17 protein-coding genes are annotated in these 25,633 nt (G+C 73.9%); 6 read left to right on the forward strand and 11 right to left on the reverse strand.

From position 1 onward, the window contains the following. Positions 1–46: 46 nt before the first annotated feature. Complete coding sequence (locus ABZ887_RS36510; RefSeq protein ID WP_361299384.1) at positions 47–1,681, forward strand: APC family permease; 1,635 nt, start codon at positions 47–49, stop codon at positions 1,679–1,681. 75 nt (positions 1,682–1,756) lie between these two features. Further along, entirely contained in the window at positions 1,757–2,980 is a 1,224-nt protein-coding gene (locus ABZ887_RS36515) for a 4-hydroxybenzoate 3-monooxygenase (RefSeq protein ID WP_361299387.1), read from the forward strand. Between the two features lie 27 nt (positions 2,981–3,007). Here the strand turns inward: ABZ887_RS36515 and ABZ887_RS36520 are convergent, their stop codons facing one another. Next, on the reverse strand, positions 3,008–3,373 hold the full coding sequence (locus ABZ887_RS36520; RefSeq protein WP_361299390.1) for a metalloregulator ArsR/SmtB family transcription factor: 366 nt from the start codon (positions 3,371–3,373) through the stop codon (positions 3,008–3,010). A gap of 63 nt (positions 3,374–3,436) precedes the next feature. Between ABZ887_RS36520 and ABZ887_RS36525 the strand changes: the two genes are divergently transcribed. Next, the gene (locus ABZ887_RS36525) at positions 3,437–4,576 is read left to right on the forward strand and encodes a cation diffusion facilitator family transporter (protein WP_361299393.1); all 1,140 of its coding nucleotides are present in this window, start codon (positions 3,437–3,439) and stop codon (positions 4,574–4,576) included. Between the two features lie 116 nt (positions 4,577–4,692). Here the strand turns inward: ABZ887_RS36525 and ABZ887_RS36530 are convergent, their stop codons facing one another. Both ABZ887_RS36530 and ABZ887_RS36535 read right to left on the reverse strand, forming a co-directional pair. Further along, a complete protein-coding gene (locus ABZ887_RS36530; RefSeq protein ID WP_361299396.1) occupies positions 4,693–5,247 on the reverse strand; it encodes a YbaK/EbsC family protein in 555 nt (184 codons plus the stop codon). Between the two features lie 31 nt (positions 5,248–5,278). Then, positions 5,279–5,851 carry an XRE family transcriptional regulator gene (locus ABZ887_RS36535; protein WP_361299399.1) on the reverse strand — a complete coding sequence of 191 codons (573 nt, stop codon included), beginning with the start codon at positions 5,849–5,851 and terminating at the stop codon, positions 5,279–5,281. Between the two features lie 115 nt (positions 5,852–5,966). Here ABZ887_RS36535 and ABZ887_RS36540 point away from each other — a divergent pair, with 115 nt between their 5' ends. Then, positions 5,967–6,824: a DMT family transporter gene (locus tag ABZ887_RS36540; RefSeq protein WP_361299402.1), complete on the forward strand. Its 858-nt coding sequence runs from the start codon at positions 5,967–5,969 to the stop codon at positions 6,822–6,824. Between the two features lie 64 nt (positions 6,825–6,888). Here ABZ887_RS36540 and ABZ887_RS36545 read toward each other — a convergent pair whose 3' ends face one another. Then, positions 6,889–7,653 (reverse strand): acyltransferase, encoded by a 765-nt coding sequence (locus tag ABZ887_RS36545; protein ID WP_361299405.1) that lies wholly within the window; start codon positions 7,651–7,653, stop codon positions 6,889–6,891. Positions 7,654–7,763: 110 nt separating this feature from the next. Here ABZ887_RS36545 and ABZ887_RS36550 point away from each other — a divergent pair, with 110 nt between their 5' ends. After that, complete coding sequence (locus ABZ887_RS36550; RefSeq protein ID WP_361299408.1) at positions 7,764–8,291, forward strand: gamma carbonic anhydrase family protein; 528 nt, start codon at positions 7,764–7,766, stop codon at positions 8,289–8,291. A 68-nt stretch (positions 8,292–8,359) separates the two neighbouring features. Here the strand turns inward: ABZ887_RS36550 and ABZ887_RS36555 are convergent, their stop codons facing one another. Then, positions 8,360–9,004, reverse strand: a complete 645-nt coding sequence (locus ABZ887_RS36555) for a DedA family protein (protein WP_361299411.1) — start codon at positions 9,002–9,004, stop codon at positions 8,360–8,362. Between the two features lie 201 nt (positions 9,005–9,205). On the opposite strand from ABZ887_RS36555, the gene ABZ887_RS36560 reads away from it, so the two are divergent. After that, positions 9,206–10,198, forward strand: coding sequence for a lysylphosphatidylglycerol synthase transmembrane domain-containing protein (locus ABZ887_RS36560; RefSeq protein WP_361299414.1), 993 nt, complete (start codon positions 9,206–9,208; stop codon positions 10,196–10,198). Positions 10,199–10,207: 9 nt separating this feature from the next. Here the strand turns inward: ABZ887_RS36560 and ABZ887_RS36565 are convergent, their stop codons facing one another. Genes ABZ887_RS36565 through ABZ887_RS36590 form a run of 6 tightly spaced genes read right to left on the reverse strand, consistent with a single transcriptional unit; the run spans position 10,208 to position 25,243 of the window. After that, on the reverse strand, positions 10,208–11,263 hold the full coding sequence (locus ABZ887_RS36565; protein ID WP_361299416.1) for a class I SAM-dependent methyltransferase: 1,056 nt from the start codon (positions 11,261–11,263) through the stop codon (positions 10,208–10,210). Continuing rightward, complete coding sequence (locus ABZ887_RS36570) at positions 11,247–12,437, reverse strand: glycosyltransferase (RefSeq protein WP_361299418.1); 1,191 nt, start codon at positions 12,435–12,437, stop codon at positions 11,247–11,249. The genes ABZ887_RS36565 and ABZ887_RS36570 overlap by 17 nt, the downstream gene beginning before the upstream one ends. After that, the gene (locus ABZ887_RS36575; RefSeq protein ID WP_361299420.1) at positions 12,434–13,249 is read right to left on the reverse strand and encodes an alpha/beta hydrolase; all 816 of its coding nucleotides are present in this window, start codon (positions 13,247–13,249) and stop codon (positions 12,434–12,436) included. The genes ABZ887_RS36570 and ABZ887_RS36575 overlap by 4 nt, the downstream gene beginning before the upstream one ends. Before the next feature lie 3 nt (positions 13,250–13,252). Continuing rightward, positions 13,253–13,570, reverse strand: coding sequence for an acyl carrier protein (locus tag ABZ887_RS36580; RefSeq protein WP_361299422.1), 318 nt, complete (start codon positions 13,568–13,570; stop codon positions 13,253–13,255). Next, positions 13,567–18,219 (reverse strand): beta-ketoacyl synthase N-terminal-like domain-containing protein, encoded by a 4,653-nt coding sequence (locus tag ABZ887_RS36585; protein WP_361299425.1) that lies wholly within the window; start codon positions 18,217–18,219, stop codon positions 13,567–13,569. The genes ABZ887_RS36580 and ABZ887_RS36585 overlap by 4 nt, the downstream gene beginning before the upstream one ends. Position 18,220: 1 nt before the next feature. Next, on the reverse strand, positions 18,221–25,243 hold the full coding sequence (locus ABZ887_RS36590; RefSeq protein WP_361299428.1) for an SDR family NAD(P)-dependent oxidoreductase: 7,023 nt from the start codon (positions 25,241–25,243) through the stop codon (positions 18,221–18,223). Positions 25,244–25,633: the final 390 nt, after the last annotated feature.

A 25,633-nucleotide genomic window follows, 5' to 3' on the forward strand; every position in this document is an offset into this window, starting at 1 on the left:
TTGCTCGTTAAAGCTGCGTTCAGAAACTGAGAGGCCACTTGACATGGTGAGTGTCGAGAATGCCGCGACGGAGGACATCACACCTTCGGGCGGTCTGAGGCGGGACGTCGGGCTCATCGGCCTGATGTGGGCCTCTGTGGGCTCGATCATCGGCTCCGGATGGCTGTACGGCGCCGAGAAGGCGGTCGGCATGGCCGGCCCGGCGGCGATCATCTCGTGGGTGATCGGCGCTGTCGCGATCGTGCTCCTGGCACTGGTGCACGCCGAGCTCGGCGGCATGTTCCCGGTGGCGGGCGGTACCGCCCGTTACCCGCACTACGCGTTCGGCGGCCTGGCCGGCATGTCCTTCGGCTGGTTCTCCTGGCTGCAGGCGGCGACCGTGGCGCCGATCGAGGTCGAGGCCATGATCGGTTACGCCGGTCACTGGAAGTGGGCCCAGCACCTGGAGCACGCCGACGGCACCCTGACCGCGAGCGGTCTGCTGGTGGCCGTCGTGCTCATGGCCCTGTTCGTCGGGGTCAACTTCTTCGGCGTCCGGGTGCTCGCGCACACGAACAGCGCCGCGACCTGGTGGAAGATCGCCGTTCCGCTGGCCGCGATCTTCATCATCGCCATCGGCAACTTCCACACCTCGAACTTCCACTCGGAGGGCTTCGCTCCCTTCGGCGCCAAGGGTGTCCTGACCGCGATCAGCACCAGCGGCATCATCTTCGCGCTGCTCGGCTTCGAGCAGGCCATCCAGCTGGCCGGCGAGAGCCGCAACCCGAAGCGGGACCTGCCGCGCGCCACCCTCGGCTCGGTCGCGATCGGCGCCGTGATCTACGTCCTGCTCCAGATCGTGTTCATCGCCGCGCTGCCGCACAGCACCTTCGCGCACGGCTGGGACGCCCTGAAGTACGCCGGGATCAGCGGACCGTGGGCCGGCCTCGCCACCCTGGTGGGCCTCGGCTGGCTGGCCTGGGTCCTCTACGTGGACGCGATCATCTCCCCCGGCGGCACCGGCCTGATCTACACCACCGCCACCTCCCGTGTCTCCTACGGTCTGGCGAAGAACGGCTACGCGCCGAAGATCTTCACCCGGACCGACTCCCGCGGTGTGCCGTGGTTCGGTCTCGTCATGTCCTTCGTGACCGGCGTGATCTGCTTCCTGCCGTTCCCGAGCTGGCAGCAGCTGGTCGGCTTCATCACCTCGGCGAGCGTGCTGATGTACGCCGGTGCCCCGCTGGCGTACGGCGTCTTCGCCGACAAGCTGCCGCAGCACGAGCGCCCGTACCGGCTGCCCTTCGGCAAGTTCGTCTCCCCGCTGTCGTTCGTGGTCGCCAACCTGATCATCTACTGGTCCGGCTGGGACATCCTGTGGCGGCTCGGCCTCGCGATCGTCATCGGCTACCTGCTGCTCGGCGGTTACGCCTTCTACGCCCACAGCAAGAACCTGCCGGACGCGCCCCGGCTGGACTTCAAGGCCGCGCAGTGGCTGCCGGTCTACCTGATCGGCATGGGCCTGATCTCCTGGCAGGGCAGCTTCGGCGGCCAGAACAACATCGCGCTGTGGTGGGACATCCTGGTCATCGCCGCCTTCTCGATCGGCATCTACTACTGGGCCAAGGCCACCGCCTCCACGGCCCAGGACATCGAGCGCAGCATCGACGAGGTCGTGGTCACGGACGCCCCGGCGCACTGACCCCTCCTCCTCACCTGCGTCCCGTCAGCCGCGGCGGCACTGCCGCGGCTGACGGGACACCGTCATAATGCGGGGGTGACGCACCCCTCCCCCCACCCCGGCTCCCCTTCCGAGGAACGCCGTACGGTGGTCGTCGTGGGCGCCGGGCCCGCCGGGCTGACCGTCGGGAACATCCTGCGGGCCGCCGACGTCGACTGTGTGGTCCTGGAGACCGAGAGCAGGCAGTTCATCGAGACCCGGCCACGGGCCGGGGTCATCGAGGAATGGGCCGTGCGCGGGCTTGAACAGCGCGGCCTGGCCGGCGGCCTGATCGCCCGGGCACAAGTGCACGGCGAGTGCGAGTTCCGCTTCGCCGGCGAGCGGTTCCGCTTCGACTACGGCGAACTGACCGATCATCACCACTACGTCTATCCGCAGCCGTTGCTGGTGACGGACCTGGTCCGGGAGTACGCCGACGTACGCGGCGGGGACATCAGGTTCGGGGTGCGGGACGTGACCCTGCACGGCCTGGAGACGGACCGGCCCGTCGTGTCGTACCTCGACCCCGCGACCGGTGAACGGCACCTCCTGCACTGCGAGTTCGTGGCGGGCTGCGACGGGGCGCGCGGGGTGACCCGGGACGCGATACCGGACGGGCGGGTACGGATCGCCCGGCAGGACTACGGCATAGCGTGGCTGGCCCTGCTCGCCGAGGCGCCGCCGTCCTCGGACTGTGTGCTGTTCGGCGTCCATCCGAACGGGTTCGCCGGGCACATGGCACGCAGCCCCGAGGTCACCCGCTACTACCTGCAGTGCCCGCCGGGCGACGATCCGGAGAACTGGTCGCACGACCGGATCTGGGACGAGCTGCGTGAACGCCTCGGCGCGGCCGGGGCGCCGCCGCTCACCGAGGGGCGGCTGATCGAGAAGCGCGTCTTGGACATGCACGACTACGTGGTGGAACCCCTGGTGTACGGCCGCCTCTTCCTGGCCGGCGACGCCGGCCACCTGACCGCGCCGATCGCCGCCAAGGGCATGAACCTCGCCCTGCACGACGCCTTCCTGCTGGGCGACGCGCTCGCCGCGCACGCCACGAAGGGCGACGGCACCGGCCTGGAGGGCTATTCCCACGCCTGCCTGCGCCGGGTCTGGGACTACCAGGAGTTCTCGCAGTTCCTGTCCGGCATCTACCACGGCACGGCCTCCGGCGATCCGTTCCTCGCGGGCACCAGCCTGGCCCGGCTGCGCAGGCTGTTCACCTCACGCGCGGCGGCGACGGCCTTCGCCGAGCAGTACCTCGGAGCGGCCACGGCCTACTGAGGGCCGGCCGGGGCCTCCGGCCGGCGCTCAGCCGTCCGCTTCGGCAGCGGTCTCGGTCAGCCGGTGGTCCGCCACCTTCAGCGCCTCGTCGACCAGTCGCCGCAGATGACCGTGGCGCAGCGAGTACACCACCCGGCGCCCCTCCTTGCGCGTGCCGACCAGACCCGCGAGCCGCAGTCGGGCCAGGTGCTGGCTGACGGCGGGCCGGGCGGCGCCGCACACCTCGGTGAGGGTGGTGACGTCGGCCTCTCCGGCCGTCAGGGCGTGCAGCAGGGTGAGCCGGGTGCGGTCGCCGAGCAGGGCGAGGACCTCGGCGGCGAGCGCGAACTGCTCCTCGCCGGGGGTACGCGGATGCGCATGATGCGCAGGTGATAGGTGCATGCGTGCGCTCATACGCACATAATGGTGTCACGGGCGTCGGATGTCCACGCCCCGCGCACCGGAGAGGGGAGCCGCATGAGCGACCGGCACCACCACGAACACGCACACGCGGACGACCGTCACCCCCACGAGCACGCGCACGGTCACACCCATGAGCACGGCGACGGCCATGGACACGACCACGGCCACGCCAAGAGCCACGGTCACGCCCATCCCGCGTCGGCCGGCCTCCGCCACCGCCTCAGCCACCTCCTGAAGCCGCATTCCCACGAGACGGCCGACAAGCTCGACCCGGCGCTGGAATCCTCCGCGCGGGGCATGCGGGCGCTCTGGGTCTCGCTGGCCGTGCTCGGCGCCACGGCGTTCGCGCAGGCGGTCGTGGTGGTCCTGTCCGGCTCCGTCGCGCTGCTCGGGGACACGGTGCACAACGCGGCGGACGCGCTGACCGCCGTACCGCTGGGCATCGCCTTCGTGCTCGGGCGCCGCGCGGCGAACCGCCGCTTCACCTACGGCTACGGGCGGGCCGAGGATCTCGCGGGGATCGCGATCGTGCTGACGATCACCGCGTCCGCCGCCTTCGCCGCGTGGACGGCCGTCGAACGGCTGCTGGATCCGCGTCCGGTCACGCATCTCCCGGCAGTCGCGGTGGCCGCACTCGTCGGGTTCGCCGGGAACGAGTGGGTGGCCCGGTACCGGATCCGGGTCGGCCGGGAGATCGGCTCGGCCGCGCTGGTCGCCGACGGGCTGCACGCCCGTACCGACGGCTTCACCTCACTGGCCGTGCTGCTGGGGGCCGGCGGCTCGGCCCTCGGCTGGCAGCTCGCCGATCCGGTGGTGGGGCTGGCGATCACCGCGGCGATCACGCTGGTGCTGCGGGACGCGGCGCGCGAGGTGTTCCGGCGCGTGATGGACGCGGTGGACCCGGAGTTGACGGACCGGGCCGAGCGGGCGCTGCGCGAGGTGCCGGGGGTGCGTGCGGTGGGTGAGCTGCGGCTGCGGTGGATCGGGCACCGGCTGCGCGCCGAGGTGGCGGTCGTGGTCGACGGCGAGGCGACCGTACGGCAGGCCCACGCGATCGCCGTCGGGGCCGAGCACGCGCTGCTGCACGCCGTACCGAGGCTGACGGCGGCCCTGGTGCACGCCGATCCGGCGCCGGCGCCGGGCCAGGCGGATCCGCACCTGGCGCTGGCGCACCACGCGCACGGGGTGTCCTGAGCACGGCGCCGGGAGCGCTGCGGCATGCCGTCGTTCGGCTGACGCGCCGTCGTGGCTGGTCGCGCCCACGCGGCGGAGCCGCATATTGATGCAGCCCCGCGTCCCTTCAGGGGCGCTCAGACGCCCAGCCCCGCCAGCACCACCGCGCCCGGCAGCTCGGCGAACGCCTTGCCGGGGACCAGGAGTTTGCCGCGTCGGCGGCCACTGCCGACCAGGACGTAGGGCAGGTCGACCACGGCGGAGTCCACCAACAGCGGCCAGTCGTGCGGGAGTCCGATCGGGGTGATACCGCCGTACTCCATGCCGGTCGCCCCGGTCGCGGTGTCCATGGAGGCGAAGGAGGCCTTGCGGGCGCCGAGTTGGCGGCGCACCAGGCCGTTGACGTCCACCTTGGTGGTGGACAGCGCCAGGCAGGCCGCCAGAGTGGTCTCGCCGCCGCGCCTGCCCGCCACCACCACGCAGTTGGCCGACCGCTCCAGCAGGTCGCGTCCGTAATGCTCGACGAAGACAGCGGTGTCCGCCCACCGCGGGTCCGTCTCGACGTAGACGATCCGGTCGGCGGGCACGGCGCCGGTCCAGTGGCGCAGGGCGTCGGCGACCGGCGCGGTCAGCTCGTCGAGGCAGTCGGGGGCGGGGACGGCGGTGTCGAAGTCTCCGATGGGTGCGCGCATGCCCGCACGCTAACAGCCCGGTCGGGGAGGCTCAGGGCACGGGCGGCACGGAGACCGTCATCACCATCACCATCGGCACGTCCCCGGTGTTGCCGTACACATGGGCCGTGTTGGCCTCGAAGGAGGCGCTGGCGCCCGTCGGCACGCGGTACTCGGTCCCGTCGACGGTGAGGGTCAGTTCACCGGCGGTGACATGGACGATCTCCACCGTGCCGGCCGGGTGGGGTTCCGACGGGCTGCTCTCGCCCGGCATCAGGTGCCAGTCCCACATCTCCAGCGGGCCGGGCGCCTCGGTGCCGGCGAGGAGCCGGTTGTAGCTGCCGGCGTCGGTGTGCCACAGCCGTACGGCCTTGTCGGCGGGGATGATCTGGACCTTCGGGCCCTGCTCGTAGTCGAGCAGGGTCGTGATGCTGATGCCGAGCGCGTCACCGATCTTGACGACCGTGCCGATGCTCGGGTTGGTGCGGGCCTGCTCGATCTGGATCAGCATGCCGCGGCTGACCCCGGCCCGGGCCGCGAGCACGTCCAGGGTGAAGCCGCGCACCGCCCGCCAGTGCTTGACGTTGCGGGCCAGGGACTGGGTCAGCAGGTCGAGGTCCGACACGTTCCGTCCATCGTGGAGAGCATTGTGGTCCAATATTTTAGATGAATTAGTTCACCTTGCTGAACTACGGTGGGGTGTACCTGATCGTTCACCGAACTGTACTGCGAGGCGGGCCGTGACAGCATTCTTCGCCCTGACCACCAGTCTCCTGTGGGGACTGGCCGACTTCGGCGGCGGGCTGCTCACGCGACGCGCCCCGGCGCTCACGGTGGTCGTCGTGTCGCAGGGCCTGGCGGCGGCGGTCCTGGGTGTGATCGTGGTCGCCACCGGCGGCTGGAGCGAGGCCGGGCCGCGGCTGTGGTTCGCGGTCGCGGCGGGCCTGGTCGGGCCGGTCGCGCTGTTCTCCTTCTACAAGGCCCTGGCCCTCGGCCCGATGGGGGTGGTCTCCCCGCTGGCCACGCTGAGCGTCGCCGTCCCGGTCGGGGTCGGGCTGTTCCTCGGCGAGCGTCCGGGACTGCTCCAGGTCGCGGGCATCGCGGTCGCCGTCACCGGGGTCGTCGTGGCCGGCGGCCCGCAGCTGCGCGGCGCGCCCGTCCAGCGCCGGACGATCCTGCTCACCCTGGTCTCGGCGGCCGGCTTCGGCACCGTGTTCGCGCTGATCACAGAGGCGTCCACCACGGTCACCGGCCTCTTCCTGGCCCTCTTCGTGCAGCGGCTGACCAGCGTCGCGACCGGCGGCGCCGCCCTGTGGCTGTCCGTGCGGCAGGGCATGCCCGCGCTGCCGGAGGGCGGCTTCGCCCGCTCCGCGCTCCCGGCGCTGGGCTTCGTCGGTCTCGCCGACGTCGCGGCCAACGGCACCTACTCGGTCGCCGCCCAGCACGGCCCGATCACCGTCGCCGCGGTGCTCGCCTCGCTCTACCCGGTGGTCACCGCGCTCGCGGCCCGCGGCTTCCTCAGCGAACGGCTGCGCGCGATCCAGGCGGCGGGCGCCGGGCTGGCGCTGGTGGGGACACTGCTGCTGGCCACCGGCTGAACCGACGCCCGACGGCCGACGGCAGACGGCCAGGCCGGGGGCAGACGGCCAGGCCGGGCGCCGGTCAGCTCTCGGGCTCCAGTTCGGCGAGCCGCGCCACGTCGTCCTCGTCCAGCTCCGCCAGCGCGCGCAGCTGCTCCGGCGTCGTACCCGCCGGGATCGGCACCGGCGGGGGCGTGCGCAGCGGCGGCTGCCAGCCGGTCTCGGGCGTCCAGCGCCGTACGACCCGGGCGGGCGCACCGGCCACCACGGCGTGGTCGGGCACCGTGCCGCGAACCACCGCGCCGGCGGCCACCACCACGTTCCGGCCGATCCGCGCACCGGGCAGGATCACCGCGCCGGTGCCGATCCAGCAGCCGGGGCCGATCTCCACGGGCTCCATGCGGGGCCACTGCCTGCCGATGGGCTCGTGCGGATCGTCGTAGGAGTGGTTGGTGGAGGTGACGTAGACGTACGGGCCGAAGTAGCAGTCGCTGCCGATGGTCACCGTCGTGTCCGCGATGACGTGACTGCCGCGGCCGAGGACCACGCCGTCACCGATGCGCAGGATCGGGTCGGGGCCGAGGTCGAGGTCGGGCATCAGGCCCGCGGTGAGGGTGACCTGTTCGCCGACGATGCAGTGCGAGCCGAGGTGGATCCACGGTTCGCCGAAGACCGTGCCGAGGGGGAAGGCGAGTCGGGTGGCCTCGCCGAGGGCGCCGAAGCGGAGCCCTGCCGGGTGCTCGGCCGTGATCGAGCCGGCGCGCTGGACCCAGGCCCAGGCCGTGTGCACGGCGCGCTGGGCGAGGCGGCGTCGCCAGAATGAGAACGTGTTCTTGGACTTCGGCACGCAGTCACGCTACTCAGCGGGCGCCGACTTACAGAGGGTGGGCTGCTGTGATCTTCGCCCCAGGTCGTGGGCTAGGTTGCCGTGGACGTCGATGACGATGGGAGACGGTGATGACGCAGCAGGCGCTGATCGTGGGGATCGGGGGGCGGGAGCCGAAGGTCGAGGCCGACGTGTTCGTGGCGCCTACGGCCTCGGTGATCGGGGACGTGACGCTGAAGGCCGGGGCCAGTGTCTGGTACGGCGCGGTGGTGCGGGGGGATGTGGAGAAGATCGTCGTGGGGGCGCAGGCGAACATCCAGGACAATGTGACATTGCACGCGGACCCGGGATTTCCGGTGAGTGTGGGTGAGCGGGTGTCCATCGGGCACAACGCGGTGGTGCACGGGGCGACCGTGGAGGACGACTGCCTGATCGGGATGGGGGCGACCGTGCTGAACGGGGCCGTGATCGGGGCGGGGTCGTTGGTGGCGGCGCAGGCGTTGGTGCCGCAGGGGATGGTGGTGCCGCCGGGGTCGTTGGTGGCGGGGGTGCCGGCGAAGGTGCGGCGCGAGCTCAGCCAGGAAGAGCGGGAGGGGGTGACCCTCAACGGGACCTTCTATGCGGAGTTGGCGAAGGCGCATCGCGGGGTGCATGAGTAGGTCGTGGGGCGGGTGCGGGTGTGTGGGGGCTGGTCGCGCAGTTCCCCGCGCCCCCAGAACAAGGACATCTACTCCCCGGCGCCTACAGGTTCCGCTTCTTTCTGCGTCACCTGGACCTTCTTCGCCTTGCGGCGGACGATCAGCATCGAGGCCAGGCCGAAGAGGACCGCTGCCGCCAGGCCCACGTACGAGAACCGCTTCAGCCAGTCCTCGGCGACGATGCCGACGTAGTAGACGACCGCCGTCGTGCCGCCGGCCCAGCAGATGCCGCCGAGGAGGTTGGCGATCAGGAACTTCCAGTAGGGCATCTGGAGGACGCCGGCCAGCGGGCCCGCGAAGATGCGGAGGAGGGCGATGAAGCGGCCGACGAAGACCGCCCACATGCCCCACTTCTCGAAGGAGCGCTCGGCGGTGGCGACATGGCCCTCGCTGAAGTGGCTCGGGAACTTCCTGCCCAGCCAGGCCAGCAGCGGACGGCCGCCCTTGCGGCCGATCGCGTAGCCGATGGAGTCGCCGATGACCGCGCCCGCGGTCGCGCAGGCGCCGAGGACGAACGGGTTGACGCCCGAGTGCTGGGAGGAGAGCAGCGCGGCGGAGACCAGGACGATCTCGCCCGGCAGCGGGATGCCCAGGCTCTCGAGCCCGATGACCAGTGCCACCACGGCGTAGACGGCGACCGCCGGTACCGAGTCGAGCCACTCCTGGACGTGCACGGCCGGATCCTCCCCTGTCGTGTGCTCCTTCCCCAGGAAGGCTACCGGGTCGGCCGGGTACCACCGCGCCCGTGGCACCGGCCCGCCCTCCCGCCTTCGGTTTTCGGACATCCGGGTGTCATACGGGACGGGAAGGCTCCCCGCGTCTCCGCTCGTCTGCGGCTCCCCACCGCCGGCCCGCCGTGGAAGGACAACGTCCCCGTGTCCTCTCTGTCCTCACTGTCCTCGCCCTGCCCGGACGCTCCCGTGCGTCCGCTGCCGGCGCCCTCCTCGCCGGCGGGCCGGCCGCTCCGGCTCGCCCTGTGCCTGTCCCCGCTGCTCATCGCCGCGGTCTGGGGGCTGACCAACCAGTCGCTGCTGGCCGAGGGCGTCACCCGGCTCGCCCGCGCCGAACCGGCGTGGCTGCTGGCCGCGGGCGGTTTCACCTGCCTGACCTGGGTGGTGGCCTCCTGTATGCGGCAGGGCGCCGTACCCGACCGGCTGCCGCCGGGCCTGCTGCTGGCCTCGCAGTTCGCCGCGGGTGCCGCCAACCACGCGCTGCCCGCCGGGCTCGGCGCGCACGCCGTCACCGTGCGGTTCCTGCGCACCCGGGGTGTTCCGCTGGAGCGGGCCACTTCCTCGATCGCGCTGTACTCCGTGGCGAAGTCGGGTGCGAAGACGGTCGTGCTGATCGTGTTCCTGCTGTCGTCGTCCGCGTGGCGGCGGCTGGGCGAGCTGGTGCCGGACGGCGTGGTGCTGATCCCGGTCGCGGCGGTGCTCACCCTGGCGGGCGTGGCGACGGCCGTCGTACGACCGCTGCGGCGCCCGGTCACCGGGCTGGTGCGCTCCGCGCTCACCGACGCCCGGGCGGTCCACGCGCGGCCCTCCCGGGTGCTGGCCCTGTGGGGCGGGGCCACCGCGATGCCGCTGGTGCAGGCCTGTGTGCTGGCCTGCACCGGGGAGGCGCTGGGGCTCGGGCTGTCGTGGGGCACCGTGATCTTCGCGTACCTGGCGGCCGGTACGGCGGGGGGTGCCGTACCGGTACCCGGCGGGGTCGCGGTGGACGCGGCGCTGGTGATCACCCTGGCCGCGTTCGGCTCCCCGGTCGCGGTGGCCACCGCGACCGTGATCGGCTACCGCGTCCTGACCGACTGGATCCCGCTGCTGCCGGGCGCCCTGGTGCTGTCGGCGATGATCCGCGCGAAGGTGCTGTGAGGCGAGGCGTCAGTCGCGGCGGGCGACGATGCGGTAGGCGTTGGAGACGCGCAGGCGGTGCGAGAGAGGCCGTACGGCGAAGCGGTCCAGGAGGGTGCCGGCGATCAGGGCCGGGATGCCCGCGATGAGCAGCGCGGCGCGGAGCGTCTTCTGCAGGCCGCCCGGCGGGGTCGGCAGCCAGGGGGCGTCCTCGCGCGGGGCGGTGTGGTCCAGGGCGAGCCAGACGGCGGCCAGCAGGTCGACGGGGTCGTGGGCCTCGGCGTGCTGCTCGGCGACGACCGTGAAGCCCAGGTCGGTGAGGCGGGTGCGCAGGTTGGCGACCGGGATGAAGTGCAGGTGCTGCGGCTGGAGCCAGGGCAGCCACCAGCGGCCCAGGAGCCGGGCGTAGCGGCTCTCGGGGTCCGGGACCTCGATGAGGAGGTGGCCGCCGGGGCGTACCGCCTCGTGGGCGGCGCGCAGTTCGCGGTCGGGGTCGGTGCTGTGCTCCAGGTAGTGGAACATGCTGACCACGTCGTAGCGGGCGGCGAGGTCGCCGGCCAGGTCGGGGAAGGCACCGCGGTAGGCGTGCTCGACGCGGCCCTCGCGGGCGGCGAGTTCGACGCCGTCGGTGAAGTCGAGGCCGTCGAAGGCGGTGCCGGGCAGCACCTCGCGGGCGGCCTCGCAGAAGTGGCCGTGGCCGGTGCCGACGTCGAGCCAGTTCTTCGGGGTCGGGTCGTGCGGGACCATGGCCTGGGCGCGGCCCTGGTACATCTTGGTACGGCCGCCGAAGGTGCCGCTCATCTTCTGCTCGCCGAGGCCGTCGTAGAAGTCCCGGTAGTAGAACTCCAGGCCGGTGTCGTTCAGGCGCGGGTTCTGGAAGGTGTGGCCGCAGTCCTGGCAGCGGTCGAGGACGAAGGCGCCGGGCTTGTGCTGGAGCAGGTCGGTGGTGCGCAGCCGGGTGGTCAGCCGGTCGGAGCTGCACCAGGGGCAGGTGGTGCGGCGGGGTTCGAAGAAGCGGTCGGTGCCCTCGGCGAGGTCCCGCCGGTAGGCGGAGCGCAGTGCCTCGATCTCACTCTGCTTGCTCATCGGCTCTCCTTGCGTGCGGGTCGGCTGCGAGGTGTTCCAGGTGGGTCGCGGCGGCGGGGGCACCGCCGGCCGCGCGGAACGCGGTGCGGATCCGGGCCGCGGCCGTGCGCGGGCCGGGTTCGTACAGGACGGTGTCGAGGGCCTCGCCCAGCCGTGCGGCGGTGACCCGGCCGAACCTGACCCGGATGCCCGCGCCGGCGTCGACGACCTGCCCGGCGATCACCGGTTGGTCGTCGCGGATGGGGGCGACGACGAGCGGGACGCCGTGCCACAGGGCCTCGCACACCGTGTTGTGCCCGGCGTGGCAGACGACCGCGTCGACCCTTTCCAGGAGCGGGAGTTGGGGCAGGGACGGCAGGATCAGGATGTCCTTGTCGTCGCACGCGGGGGGCAGGGTGGCGCCCGGGTCGGCCACCAACGCCTGTACCCGGTGGGCCCGTTCGCGTACGGCGGCCACGCACTCGGCGAGGAACCGCCCGCCCACGTCCGCGTTGGCGGTGCCGAGTGAGATCAGGACCCGTTCCCGGCTCGGGTCCAGCCATTCCCAGGGGAAGCCGTCGGCGACCGGCCGCTCGGAGATCGACGGGCCCACGTGGCGGACCGCCGATCGGTCGGTGGTGCCCGCCAGTTCGGGGGTGGTGAAGGCAAGGGTGAGGTGCGGCGAGAAGCGCGGGTCGGCGGTGCCCGCCGGGTCGCCGATGCGGTCGCGCAGCTCCGTGAGCCGGTCCCGGAGCCACTCGGCGACCTTGGGGATGCCGTCGTAGGCGCCCCCGAACTCGGCCGAGGTGGTCGCGGAGGTCGCCCAGGGCAGGCCCAGCCGTTCGGCCACCAGGGCGCCGGCGAAGGCCTGTTGGTCGGCGACCACCACGTCGGGGCGGAAGTCGTCGACGGCCGCCCGCACGCCGGGCGCCATGGCGTCCGCCAGCGGCACCAGGAACCACTCCCAGAGGAACTTCAGCGCCTCCGCGCCGCGCAGGTCGGCGGGCCGCTCCCCCTCGGCCGTCCCCGCGCACGGGAACACCCGCGCCTCGGGCCCCGCCAGCCGGCGTACCAGCCCGGCGTCCGCGCAGACCCAGGCCACCCGGTGCCCGCGCGCGGCGAGTTCGGCCGCGACGCCGACGGCCGGGTTGATGTGCCCGACCAGGGGCGGTACGACGAACAGGAAACCGCTCACCGGACCCCGGCCGCCCGCGCCCCGCCGACCGAGTGGATCAGCTCCAGGATGTGTCCGCCGACCGTGCCGGCCGCCTCGACCAGCACCGAGTGCTCGTGCCCGGGCAGCACCACCGACCGGTAGTCCGCCAGCAGGGCCTCCTTCAGCGGGACCACCCCGACCAGGTCGGAGTCACCGCCGTACACCCCGAGGACCGGGCAGCGTACGGCGCTGATCTGGTCCTCGGTCAGGACCCGGCTGGCCGGGATGTCCCGGCCGAGGCTGGTCTCGCGGGCGAGCCGGGCCGCGCCCTTGGCGAGGCGGGCGGTGTTGTGGCTGCGGTTGGCGGTGATCCAGGCGATCGCGTCCGACTCGTTGTGGGCGAGTTCGGTGACGACCCGGTGCAGGATGCCGCCGAGTTTCGCGGCCCAGGCGGCGGTCGCCGGTTCGGACTCGATGAGGGTCAGGCTGGCGGTGCGCTCCGGGTGGCGGGCCGCCCAGCCGAAGGCGATGGTGCCGCCGTAGGAGTTGCCGACGAGGTGGACCGGGCCGGTGACCGACAGCCGGTCGAGCAGGGCCTCCAGGTCGTCGATGTTGTGGTCGAGGGTGTAGCCGCCGGCGGGGCGGCCGCTGCGGCCGTGGCCGCGCAGGTCGTACATGACCACGTCGAGGCCGGAGGCGGCGAAGGCCGGGGCCACGGTGAAGTAGTAGCTGGCGAGGCTGTCGGTGAGCAGCCCGTGGACGAGGACCACGGTGGCGACCGGGATCCGGCCCTCCCCCGGGCCCATTCTCTGCACGTGCAGCCGGACCTCTCCGGTGTCGATGATCGCCATGGCTCAGCCCGCCTCCGTGGCCTTCAGACTCCACACCACGTACTCGACGAGCCGGCCGACGGTCAGCTCGATGATCTCGTCGAACTCCATCCCGGCCAGGAACTCGGCGAAGTTGACCCGCTTCCCGTACCGCTCCTCCAGGAGCCCGGCCAGGGTGACCAGGTCGATGCTCTCCAGCTCCAGGTCGCGGTTGAAGGTGGTGCTCATGCCGATCACGGCGTCGTCGTCGCCGTACTCCTCCAGGAGGGTGCGGAGCATCCGCGCGAGGTCGGCGAGCACGGCCTCCTCGTCGGCTCGGATCTCGGGCTCGGTGGGATTCATCGCGGGTCCTCCTCGGGGTCTGCGGCTGCCGGTCCGGTGGTCCAGGCCACGACGTAGTCGCGGTCCGGCAGTGCGGGGGGATTGCGGACCGGCGCGCAGTGCACCGGGTAGGCGCGTTCCAGTCGGCCCGAGACCAGCAGCCGACTGCCGTCGGGGGCGGCGTCCAGCACGGTGAAGTCCCGTGGCCGGCCGTCGAATCCGGTGCCCTCCGCCTTGGCGACGGCTTCCTTGGCCGCCCAGAAACGGGTGAACCACAAGGCCGTCGAACCGTCGGCGGCCAGGGCGTGCAGCAACCGGAGTTCGTCGGCGCCGAGCGCGGCCTGCAGGGCGGCAGGGTCGCGTTCGGTGACCTCTTCGAGGTCGATGCCGGGACCGGGTCCGGGGGTGTGCGGCCGTACGATCGCCACCGCCGCCTCGGCCCGGTGGGCGAGGGAGACGTCCAGCGCGGGGAGGGTACGGCCGTGCACGCCGGCCACGTAGGGGCGGCCCAAGGCGTCGTTGTGCACCCGGAGTTCGGCCGGGAAGACCGGCCCCTCGCCGTGCTCCCAGAGCCACTGGCGTACCGCGTCCTTGGCGGCGATCCGGCCCAGCAGCCACTGCCTGCGGCCGCGCGGCGGGCGCGCGCCGTACTCGGAACGCTCGGCTCCGCCGAGGGAGTTGCGCATGATGAGCTCGCGGGAGGCCAGGTCGGGCCAGCGTTCGTGGAGCAGGGTCCAGCCGCCGGGCCGGGCCTCGGAGAGGGTGTTGCGCTCCGGGAAGCGTTCGACGGGGCGGGTGTGCGGGTCGTTGTCGAAGCGGCGGTCCTGCCAGCCGTCGATCCGGGCCCAGACCCGGTCGCCGACGGTCAGCTCCACGTCCGCCTCCAGGACGGTGTCGGTGAGCGAGGTGATCCGCACCAGGCAGCCGACCTCGGTGCCGGGGGCGGGGTGCGGGCCGTGGAAGCGCATCTCCCGCATCTGCACCGGGAAGACGACGGTCCGCTCGGTGCGGGTGGACATGATCCAGTAGCCGAGGATCTGACCGACGTTGTCGAGGAGGGCGCCCGGGGCGGTGGGCGTGGTGATCACGCCACGGACGTGCCGGTCGCCGATCGCGGTGAGTTCGGTGACGCCCTGGAACGCCGGGCCGTGGAACATCCAGCGCTCGGAGTACAGCTCGGCCGCCGTGTGGTCGGGGGTGCGTTCGGGGGTCGGCGGGGGCGCGGGGGCGGCGGGGGGCGCGGAGTGGTGGGGGGCGAGTTCGATCACCGCGCGGGCGGTGGGGCCGAAGGTGACCGAGACGCGGCCGGACCCCACGGGGGTGACGGTGACCTGGACGTCCACGGGGGGTGTGGCGGTGAGCCAGCGGTCGAAACGGGCGCCGTGCACGGCGACCGCCCGCAGTCCGGTGGCGGCCTCGGCCGCGTCCGTCATGTGCTGGACGATCGTGGTGGCCGGGACCACCGGCCAACGGTCCTCGGTGTCGGGCCAGTCGGGGCGTTGCGGGAAGAAGCAGTGGTCGAGGAGGTGGGGCATCGACTCTGGGGACACCTGCACGATGGTGGTGCGGGAGTCGGGGGACGGCGGTGTCACGGCGGCGGGGGCGGGCGGCGCAGGACGGGGTGCGGTGGGCTGAGGTGCGGTGGGCGCCGGGATGCGGGGCAGGGTGCGGGCGGCGCCGGGGGCCGTGGTGCTGCCGGACGGGGTGCGGATCGCGGTGAGGACGGCCGCTGCCGTGTCGGCCGTCTCCCGGAGCAGCGCGTCGAGTTCGGCGGCGGCCGGGATCCGGGCGGCGAGGCCGTCCAGCGGGGACGGCCCGGCGGGTGCCCGCCGGCTGCCCAGCGCCGTGCGGAGTTCGTGCAGTTCCGGGCCGTCCAGGGACACCAGTGCGCCGCCCAGGTCGAGCCGGACGGGCGGCCGCTGCCGAGCGGGCGTGGCCGTGCCGCCCGTCCTCGGGACCGCCGGTGCGACGGAGGCGCCGGCCGTCCACAACGCGGTTGCGACGCGCCGGAGTTGGGCCATCCCCGAGCGGTGCGGGGAGTTGGCGGCGACGGCCAGGTGGTCGCGGTCGCCGAGGGTGTCGCCGATCAGGGAGGCCAGCTGGCCGGGCCCGGTCTGGACGAAGACCCGGTGCCCCGCGGCGTACATGCCTTCCACCAACTGCCGGAACCGGACCGGCTCCAGCAGGTGCCGGACGAACAGCTCCCGCACCTCGGCCTCGGCCGCCGGGAAGGGGGCCGCGGTGGTGCCGGACCAGACCGGGACCGTCGGCCGGTACAGCCGGAACTGCTCGGCGGCCGCCTTGATGGGGGTCAGGTACGGCTCCAGCATCGGGGTGTGGAAACCGGACTGGAACGGCAGCACCTGGCACAGCACGCCGTCGGCCCGGAAGGCGCGGACGAAGTCCGCCACCGCCCGGTCCGGACCGCAGACCATCGACTGGTTGGGCGCGTTGTCGTGGGAGAGGACGATCCCGGCGTCCGTCCAGTCCTCGTGGAGCGCGGCGAGGACCCGGTCGGCGGGGGCGCCGACCGCGGCGAAGGCGAGGCCGGGGACGGTGACCGCGTCGGGGTCGAAGTCGGCCATGAACGCGTCGACCTGGTCACCGGAGTAGAGCCCGGCGGCCGTCATCGCCGTCCACTCGCCGACGCTGTGCCCGGCGACCGCGTCCGGCACCACGCCCATCCGGCGCAGCGCCGAGTCGAGCAGCCGCCCCACGCCGACGACACCGAACCCATGACGGCCTACGTCCCCGACCCGCACGGCGTCCGTGGCCGGGCCGGTGACGGTGGGGAGGCCGAAATGCGCGGCGATGTCGTCGACGCGGGGAGTGAACTCGCCTTCCAGACCGGGGAAGACGAAGGCCAGCCGGCCGGTGGGCAGCAGTGCGGCGGGCCGGAACCACACGTCGTTGCGGCCCTGCCAGGCGCGGCCCCTGCCGACCGCGCGCCTCGCGAGGGCGAGCCGTTTGGCGGTGGGGTCGACGATGCCCAGGCGGACCGGGCCCGCCTGCGGATGGGTCCCCTCGGGGGCGAGACCGGCGGTGAGGACGGCGGAGTCGTCGGCGGCGAGGGCGGCGGCGAGCTGTTCGGGGGTGTCGGCGGCGAGCAGCAGGATGCGCTCGGGTTCGGTGACCTTCGCGGCGAGGGGTGCGGTGACGTCCGTGGCGCCGGGCGCAGCGGCTTCCGTGGCCTCTGCGACGCCGGACGCGGTGCTGCCTCTGCCGCGGCCGACGGCGGGGGCGCGGTTGCCCGGGGCCTCCTCCAGCACCACGTGCGCGTTGATCCCGCCGAACCCGAACGCGTTCACGCCGGCTCTGCGGACCGGCTGTCCGGGAGCGGTCTCCCAGGGCGCGGCCCGGTCCAGGGTGCGGAAGCGGGTGGCGGCGAGCGCCGGGTGCGGGTCGTCGCAGTGCAGGGTGGGCAGCAGGGTGGCGTGGTGGAGCGCGAGGGCGGCCTTGACCAGCCCGGCGACTCCGGCGGCCGGCATGGTGTGGCCGATCATCGACTTCACGGAGCCCAGCACGGCCCGCTCGTCGCTGTGCCCGTCGGGTCCGAACACCTCGGCCAGGGTGGTCAGTTCGGCCGCGTCACCGGCCGGGGTGGCGGTGCCGTGCGCCTCCAGGAGGCCGACCGAGTGCGGGGCGGCGGGGTCGAGTCCCGCGGCCCGCCAGGCCTGGCGTACGGCGTGGGTCTGGCCGCCGGGGTCGGGGTTGACGAGTCCGGCGGTACGGCCGTCGCTGGCCACACCGGTGCCGCGGATCACGGCGTAGACGCGGTCGCCGTCTCGTTCGGCGTCGGCGAGGCGCTTGAGGACGACGACACCGGTGCCCTCGCCGATGAGGATGCCGTCGGCGTCGCGGTGGAAAGGGCGGATCCGCTGGCTCGGGGAGAGCGCGCGCAGCTGGGAGAACACGCTCCACAGGGTGATGTCGTGGCAGTGGTGCACTCCCCCGGCGAGCATCACATCGCAGCGCCCGGCGGTGAGTTCGGTGACGGCCTGGTCGACGGCGACCAGGGAGGAGGCGCAGGCCGCGTCCACGGTGTAGGCGGGGCCGCGCAGGTCGAGTCGGTTGGCGATCCGGGAGGCGGCCAGGTTGGGCACCAGGCCGATCGCGTGCTCCGGGCTGGCGGGCCCGAGCCGCTCGGTGAACGCCTCACGCACCCGGGCCAGTTGGCCGGGAGTGAGGTCGGGCACCAACTCGCCCAGGGTGCGCACGAGTTGCCCCGCGGTGCGGACCCGCTGATCGAGCCGGACCAGGCCGGGGGTGAGGTAGCCGCCCCGGCCCAGGACCACGCCGATCCGGCGCCGGTCGGGCAGCCGGTCCTCGCCGCCGGCGTCGGCGATCGCGGCGGCGGCCACGTCGAGGGCGATCAGCTGGTCGGGTTCTGTGCCGGGGACGGAGTTCGGCATGATCCCGTACCGGGTGACCTCCACCTCGGCCAGTCCGTCCACGAATCCGCCGCGCCGGCAGTACACCTGGTCGGGGACGGCTGGCCCGGTGGCCGAGCCCGGCCGGTAGTAGTCCGCGTCCCAGCGTCCCTCGGGCACTTCGCCGATCGCGTCCACGCCGTCGCGCAGGTTGGTCCAGTAGGCGTCGAGGCCCGCGGCGCCGGGCAGCAGCACCGCCATGCCCACGATCGCGACCGGTGTCCGGCGGTCGTCGGTCATGTCACCAGCCCGAGGCGGTGTAGACGACGGCCCGCACGGACTCCTCGCCCCAGGCGAGCTCCCGCAGCAGGGCGGCGGTGCCCTCGTCGGGGTCGATCAGCCTGACCCCGCGCCGGGCGTACTCGCGCCCGAGTTCCGGGCTGACCATGCCGGTGTGGCCCCCGACGGGCGCCCACGGTCCCCAGTGCACGGTCAGCGCACGGTTCCCGGTGCGCTCCGCCCAGCCCGCGCCGAGGCTCTCCAGGGCGTCGTTGGCGGCGGCGTAGTCGGCCTGGCCGCGGTTGCCGAGGACGGCGGAGATGCTGCCGAACAGCACCGCGAAACCGGGCCCGTTGGGCAGCTCCGCCAGGGCCGCGAGCAGGGTGGCCGCGCCGGTCGTCTTCGTCCCGTACACCCGCTGGAAGGACTCCGGGGTCTTCTCGGCGATCAGCCGGTCCTCGATCACCCCGGCGGCGAAGACGACCCCGTCGAGGCGGCCGTGGTCGGCGTGGATCTCCTTGACGGCCTGGAGTGCGGCGTCGCGGTCGCGGAAGTCGACGGCCCGGTAGCGCGCCTCGCTGCCGAGCGCGGCGAGTTCGGCCAGGGTGGCGGTGATCTCCCGCTGGGCCAGGATCAGTTCGGCCTCGCGGTTGATCTCTGCGGGCTTCATACCGCCCCGGGCGGCGAGGGCGGCGCGGAGTCCGGCCGGGGTGCCGGCGGCTGCGGTGTCCGGGGCCTCCGGGCCGGTGGGCGCGGCGGTCCGGCCGAGCAGCTCGATCCGGCAGCGGGAGGCGGCGGCGAGGGTGGCCGCGAACTTGGCGGTGATGCCCCGGGCGCCACCGACCAGCAGCACCACGGAGTCCCGGTCGAGGCCGAGGGCGGCGGCCTCGGCGGCCCCTTCCCCGGCCGGTCCGGCCCCGGTGCCGGCGAGCGCGCCGGGCTTCACCTCGACCAGTTCGAGGCCCTGCCGGCCGGCGGCCGTGCGCAGGACCACCGGAGCCGGTTCCGGCGCGAGCAGCTCGGCGACCAGTGCGTCGGCGACCGCCTCGGGTGCGGTGTCCCCGAGGGTCACGACCCGGGCGACGGTGTCCGGGTACTCCCGGGCGACGGTTCGGAAGAGCCCGTGCAGCCCGGCCGAGCGTGCCGCGTCCGCGCCGTCGGCGGGGCGGGCGGCCAGCAGCCAGCGCGGGTTCCTGGCCAGGGCCGCCCGCAGGACCGGGAAGGCGTCGGGCAGCACGGGTGCGTCGCTGCCGGGCAGCGCGCCCAGGTACAGCACGCCGTCCACGGCTCCGTCCGCCTCCGCGAGCAGGTGGTCCGCGTCGACGGTGACGGCCTCGGCGCCGTACCCGGCGAGCCGTGCCGCCACCTGCGCGCCGTTCCCGAGGAGGAGGAACCGCCTGCCCGCCAGCACGGCGGCCGGGTCGGCCCCGGGCTCCGGCTGCGGCAGGTCCACGGGCCGCATCTCGAACCGCTTCGGCGCCTCGCCCGAGGGGACCTCGTCGGCCGCGGCGGACCGGGGCGCCGGTACGCCGGCGCCGGGCGCCGTCGCCGATCCGGCGGCAGCCGCGGCCACTCCCTCGGGCGCGGCGGCGGTCGCGGCCGCTCCCCCGGACCCGGCGGCGGTCACGGCCGCCGGTTCGGGCGCGGGGGCCGTCCGGTCGGTCGTGTCCGGGGCCGGTCCGGTCGGCGCCGTGGCTGTCTCCTCCTCACCCGGGCCGACCCGTGCCTTCAGCCACCCGGTGACGGCCGCTGCCGTCCGCGCCTTGGCCAGTTCCTCGAGTTCGGCGTCGTCCAGGGTCTCCGCGCCGCCCGCGATGCCGAGTCGCTTCGCCAACTCCCCCGCGATCTCGGCCCGTTTGATCGAGTCGATGCTCAGGTCCGCCTCCAGGTCGAGGTCGGGCTCGATCATGTCCACGGGATAGCCGGTGCGCTCGCTGATGATCTCCAGAACGACCCGCTCGACGTCGGCCGCCGCCTCGGGCCCGGTCGTCGGGGCGGGCGCCGGTGCGGGTGCGAGCGCGAGTGCGGGCTCCGCCGGCTGCGGCTGCGCCACGACCACTTCGGCGGGCAGCAGCTGCTGGAGCACCGGCGCGGCCGGCACCTGCACCTGGGTCGCCCCGAAGTAGGTGAGCAGGACGTCGCGCTGGGCGGCGATCATCTCCCGGCTGGTGCGCAGGAACTCGGAGATCAGCGCGTCCCGGTCGGCGGGGGCGCCGTGCGGCTGGTTCGTCGTCACAGTCGTCGTCTCCACGACTCGTCGGGCCGGTGCGAGGGCACCGGGCAGGAGGTCTCCGGCGGCGGTGCGCACGAGCTGTCCGTCGACCGTCCAGCCCGGCCGCTTCGGCGCCGGGGTGCGGACCGCGTCCACGGCGTCCCGGCCGCGCAGCAGCCAGGCGGTGCGTACCGGGGCCCCGGCCGCGGCCAGCCGGGCGAGCGCGTCGAGCCAGCCGCGCAGTCCGCCGCCGGCCCGCGGCTCGCAGGCCACGGTGGTGTGCGGGCGGTCGCCGAGGATCTGCCCGACGAGCCGGGTGAGGACGGTCCCGGGCCCGGCCTCCACGAAGACCCGGGCCCCGGCCTCGTACATCGCCTCGATCTGGGCGGCGAAGGCGACGGGCGAGCCGATCTGGGCGGCGAGTTCGGCGCGTACGGCGTCGGCGTCGGGCCGGTAGGGGGCCGCGGTGCGGTTGGACCACACCGGGAACTCGGGCGGTCGTACGGCCGTGTCCGCGAGGACCTCCGCGAACCGGTCGCCCGCGCCGGCCACGACCGGGCTGTGGAAGGCGCAGGCCACCGGGATCCGCTTGGCGCCGAGGCCGGCCTCGCGCAACAGCCGTACGGCTTCGGTCACTTCGGCGGTCGGGCCGGAGACGACCGTCTGGCGGGGCGAGTTGTGGTTGGCCACGACCACGGAGGACGGGACCCCGGCCGTGCGCAGCGCACGCTCGACGTCGTCCGCTCCGGCGGACACCGCGGCCATGGTGCCGGGTTCGTCGCCGGCGGCGGCCAGGATCGCGGCCGCGCGTTCGGCGCTCAGGTTCAGGAGTGTCGCGGGGGTGAGGGCGCCGGCCGCGCTGAGGGCGACGAGCTCGCCGTAGCTGTGTCCGGCGGCCATGTCGGGGCGGACGCCGGCCGCGGTCAGGAAGGCGTGCGCGGCGAGGCCGGTGATGCCGAGGGCGGGCTGGGCGGCCCGGGTGTCGGTGAGGGCGGCCCGGCGGCGCTCACGGGTGTCGTCGTCGAACGCGGTGGGCGGGTAGAGGGTGTCGGCGTGGGCGCGACCGAGCTGGAGGTAGTGCTGGAGCTCGGGGAAGGCGATGAGGAGGTCGGCGAGCATGCCGGGACGCTGGCTGCCCTGGCCGGGGAAGAGGAAGGCCACCTTGGCGTCGGTACCGGTTTCGGTACCGGAGGCGTCCGGCCGCGGGTCGGTCAGGTGGATGCCGGCGGCCGGGTCGTGCTCCCCCGCGAGGACGCGGCGCAGTTGTCCGGTCAGCTCGGTCACGTCGCCCGCGACCACCGCGGCCCGTACCGGTTCGTGCGAGGCGTCCGCGCGGCGGGCGGCGGCGAGCGCCAGGTCGCGCAGCCGCCAGGACCCGGTCCCGGCGGCCCGCAGGATCTCCTCGACGCCCCGGTGGGCGGCCTGCTCGTCCCGGCCCCGGAACACGAAGAGCTCGGCGGGCCAGGCGTCCAGCCCCTGCTCCGGAGGTACCGCGCTGTCGTAGGCGGCCAGCACCACGTGGAAGTTGGTGCCGCCGAAGCCGAACGCGCTGACCCCGGCGACCCGTTCGGCGGGCGGGGTGGCCCAGGGCCGGGCCTCGGTGTGGAAGGCGAACGGGCTGCCGTCCTCCTGCCAGGCCGGGTTGGGGTGGTCGACGTGCAGGGTGGGCGGCTTGACGCCGGTGTGCAGGGCGAGGGTGGTCTTGATCAGCCCGGCGAGACCGGCGGCGCATTTCGTGTGCCCGATCTGGGACTTGACCGACCCGAGCGCGCAACCGCCGTTCTCCGCGCCCGCCTCGGCGAACACCTCGCTGAGGATGCCGAGTTCGGTGCGGTCACCGACGACGGTCCCGGTGCCGTGCGCCTCGACCAGGCCGACCCGGGCCGGGGGGATCCCGGCGCTGCGGTACGCCCGCAGCAGCGCGGCCCGCTGACCTTCGGGACGCGGGGCGGTCAGGCCCAGGGAACGGCCGTCGCTGGACGAACCCAGGCCCTTGATCACGCCGTAGATCCGGTCGCCGTCGCGTTCGGCGTCCGCCAGCCGCTTGAGGACGACGCAGGCCACGCCCTCGCCGAGCGCGATGCCGTCGGCGGAGCCGTCGAAGGCGCGGGAGCGGCCGGTCGGGGACAGCGCGTGGACGGAGGAGAACAGGACGTAGTCGTTGATGCCGTTGTGCAGGTCGGCGCCGCCGCACAGCACGACGTCGCTGGTGCCGGCGGTGAGCTCCTTGCAGGCGACGTCGACGGCGGCCAGCGAGGAGGCGCAGGCGGCGTCGACGGTGTAGTTGGCGCCGCCCAGGTCGAGACGGTTCGCGATCCGCCCCGAGATGACGTTGGCGAGCATGCCCGGGAAGGAGTCCTCGGTGAGCTGCGGCAGCTGGTCCTCGAGGCCGTCGGGCACCTTGCCGTAGTAGGACGGCAGGACGGCGCGCAGGGTGGCCGCGTTGGAGAGGTCGCTGCCGGCCTCGGCGCCGAAGACGACGGAGGTGCGCGAGCGGTCGAACTCCCGCCCCCGCGCGCCGTATCCGGCGTTGTCCAGGGCGCGCCGGGCGGCCTCGAGGGCGAGCAGCTGGACGGGCTCGATGTGGCCGAGGGAGGCGGGCGGGATGCCGTAGCCCAGCGGGTCGAAGGGGATCGGCGGCAGGAAGCCGCCCCACTTGGACGTCGTGGTGCCGTCGGCGTGGTGCACGGCGGGATCCCAGCGCTCCACCGGTACCTCGGTGACCGCGTCGTGTCCGGCGACCACGTTCGCCCAGAAGGTGGCGAGGTCGGGGGCCTGCGGGAACATGCAGGCCATGCCCACGATCGCGATGTCGAGCGGGGCCGGGGCGGGGGGCTCGACCGGGCTCGCCGCCGCCGTCCGCCGCGCGAGGAAGTCGGCGGCCCCGTCGGTCACGGCGTGGTGCAGGGCGGCCACGGTGGTGGTCGCCGAGCGCAGGACGGCGACCTCTCCGGCCATGAACATCCCGTCGGAGAACTGCCGTTCCTCGTCCACGGACGTCAACTCACCGTCACCCGACCGGTCGACGCCTTTGCTGGCGATGCGCAGCCGGCCGACGTTGAGCCGTTCCAGCTCCTCCCACACCCGCCGGTCGGGCACCCCGCTCTCCCGCAACTCCGCCTCGCGATCGCGGTAGTTGTAGGTGAACGGGCTGGGAACACAGCGGGTGGCGTGGCCGGGTGCGGTCTCCAGGAGGGAGGTCGCGGCGGCCGCCACGACCTGGCGCTGGAACAGGGGCTGGATCGCTCCCCGGTCCACGGCCTCCTCGGTGAAGAGGTAGGCGGTGCCCATGAGCAGGCCGACGGCCGCGCCCCGGGCGGTGAGCGGTGCGGCGAGCGCGGCGACCATCGCCGCCGAGCGCTCGTCGTGGATGCCGCCCGCGAAGAACACCTCCACGTTCGCCGCGTCCGGGAAGTCCTCCAGTACGGCGAGCTGGGCCTCCCAGAGCGGGAAGCTCGCGCGCGGTCCGACGTGGCCGCCGCACTCGGAGCCCTCGAACACGAACTTCCGGGCCCCGGCGTCCAGGAACTGCCGCAGCAGCCCCGGCGAGGGCACGTGCAGGAAGGTGCTGATCCCGGCCCGCTCCAGGGCCTCCGCCTGGGCGGGGCGGCCACCGGCGACGATCGCGTGGCTGGGCCGCAGCTCGCGTACCGCTTCGAGCTGGGCGTTCCGGAGTTCCTCGGGCGCGAAGCCCAGCACGCCGACACCCCAGGGACGTCCGTCGAGCGCGGCCTTGGCCTCGGTCAGCATCTCCCGGGTACGGGCGCCGTCGGCGAGGGCCAGCGCCAGGAAGGGCAACGCCCCGTCGTCGGCGACGGCCGCGGCGAAGGCGGCCCGGTCGCTCACCCGGGTCATCGGGCCCTGGGCGACGGGCAGCCGGGTGCCGAGGGCTCGGCTCATGGCGGAGGTGGCGGGCCGCAGCGCGTCGGCGGCCGGGCTCGGCGCGTCGACTGCACGGCTCCCCCGGATGGCTGCCGTCAACTCCCGTACGGTCCGGCGTACATCCCCCCACCGCTCGGCGAACCGGGCGGCGAGGAAGCCGTCCTGGCCCACCGGGAGCAGTTGGGTGCGCAGGTCCTCGGCGCCGAGCAGCGCGGCGACCGCGGCCGGGTCGTCGGCGGGCGGGCGCACGGCGTCCGGGCCGCGGCGGTGCAGGACCCGGTGTCCGGCCACGACGGCGGTCTCGGAGCCGTCCAGGGAGCGCAGTGCGGCCGCCGTCGCCTCGGACAGCCGGGACTCGGCGAGCAGGGCCAGTTGGCTGTCGAGGACCACCCCGGCCGCGCCGCCGGCCACCGCGGCCGCCGCCGTGTGCGGTCCGATGCCGCCGGCGGCCCACACCGGTACGTCCAACTCGTCGGCTGCCAGCAGTTGTTGGAGGAGGACGAAGGTGCTGAGCTCGCCGACCCGGCCGCCGCTCTCGGCGCCCCGGGCGATCAGCCCGTGCGCGCCGGCCGCGACCGCGGCACGCGCCCCTGCCAGGTCGGTCACCTCGGCCAGCACCCTGGTGTGCGGGGCGAGTTCGGCGATGGTCCAGGGTGCGTCGGCGGCCCGGACCACGGTGTCCGGGCCCGGACCGGGATCGTCCGGACCGGAATCGTCCGGGACGAGTTCGTCCGGTGTGAGGGCGCAGCCGGCGGCGATCCGCACGCCGTACGGCCCGGGCGCCGCCCGTCTCAGCCGGGCCAGTGCCTCCCGGGTTCTTCGGTCGCCGCGGCCCAGGTCGAGGACGCCGAGTCCGCCGGCGGCACAGACCGCTGTGGCGAGCCTGGCATCGGGTTCTCCGAAAGGGGTGATGCACATGATCAGGTCGACGGCACGCACAGGGGACGTCATGACGCTCCGAATAATCGGGAGGACAGCACGGTGGGGGATGTGTGCGGCGGAAAGCTCGTGGTGAGGCCACCGGAAACTAGCGAGTTCGTTACTCGCGGGTCAATAACGGAGCGTGCTGGTCGCGTCCGGTAGCATTGATTCGGCCAGCGGGTGGAATTCACCGCAAGAGCCGAAAATCCGAGCAATCCACTTCGGGACGGCCGTCGGACGGCGCGGGGAACGCGGGCGGCACACCGCCACAAGCCCGTCAAAGCGCCCTGGCCATTCACCCGGCACTCACCGCGGCGCAACGCGGCGTGCGGCCGCGCCGAGCTCTGTAAATTCGGGATGACTTCGGTCCGCTGGCTCGATCGTGGCACACCGGAAACCCAGGCTGAGCGCCTCCGCGTC

Origin of the sequence: Streptomyces sp. NPDC047061, from assembly GCF_040643955.1 — a bacterium.
Taxonomy (GTDB): Bacteria; Actinomycetota; Actinomycetes; order Streptomycetales; family Streptomycetaceae; genus Streptomyces.

Excerpts from the sequence above, each read along its gene's own strand:
- ABZ887_RS36520 (WP_361299390.1), bottom strand. The coding sequence starts at position 3,373 with ATGAGCGCACGCATGCACCTATCACCTGCGCATCATGCGCATCCGCGT.
- ABZ887_RS36525 (WP_361299393.1), top strand. The coding sequence starts at position 3,437 with ATGAGCGACCGGCACCACCACGAACACGCACACGCGGACGACCGTCAC.
- ABZ887_RS36530 (WP_361299396.1), bottom strand. The coding sequence starts at position 5,247 with ATGCGCGCACCCATCGGAGACTTCGACACCGCCGTCCCCGCCCCCGAC.
- ABZ887_RS36550 (WP_361299408.1), top strand. The coding sequence starts at position 7,764 with ATGACGCAGCAGGCGCTGATCGTGGGGATCGGGGGGCGGGAGCCGAAG.
- ABZ887_RS36565 (WP_361299416.1), bottom strand. The coding sequence starts at position 11,263 with ATGAGCAAGCAGAGTGAGATCGAGGCACTGCGCTCCGCCTACCGGCGG.
- ABZ887_RS36575 (WP_361299420.1), bottom strand. The coding sequence starts at position 13,249 with ATGGCGATCATCGACACCGGAGAGGTCCGGCTGCACGTGCAGAGAATG.
- ABZ887_RS36580 (WP_361299422.1), bottom strand. The coding sequence starts at position 13,570 with ATGAATCCCACCGAGCCCGAGATCCGAGCCGACGAGGAGGCCGTGCTC.
- ABZ887_RS36585 (WP_361299425.1), bottom strand. The coding sequence starts at position 18,219 with ATGACCGACGACCGCCGGACACCGGTCGCGATCGTGGGCATGGCGGTG.
- ABZ887_RS36590 (WP_361299428.1), bottom strand. The coding sequence starts at position 25,243 with ATGACGTCCCCTGTGCGTGCCGTCGACCTGATCATGTGCATCACCCCT.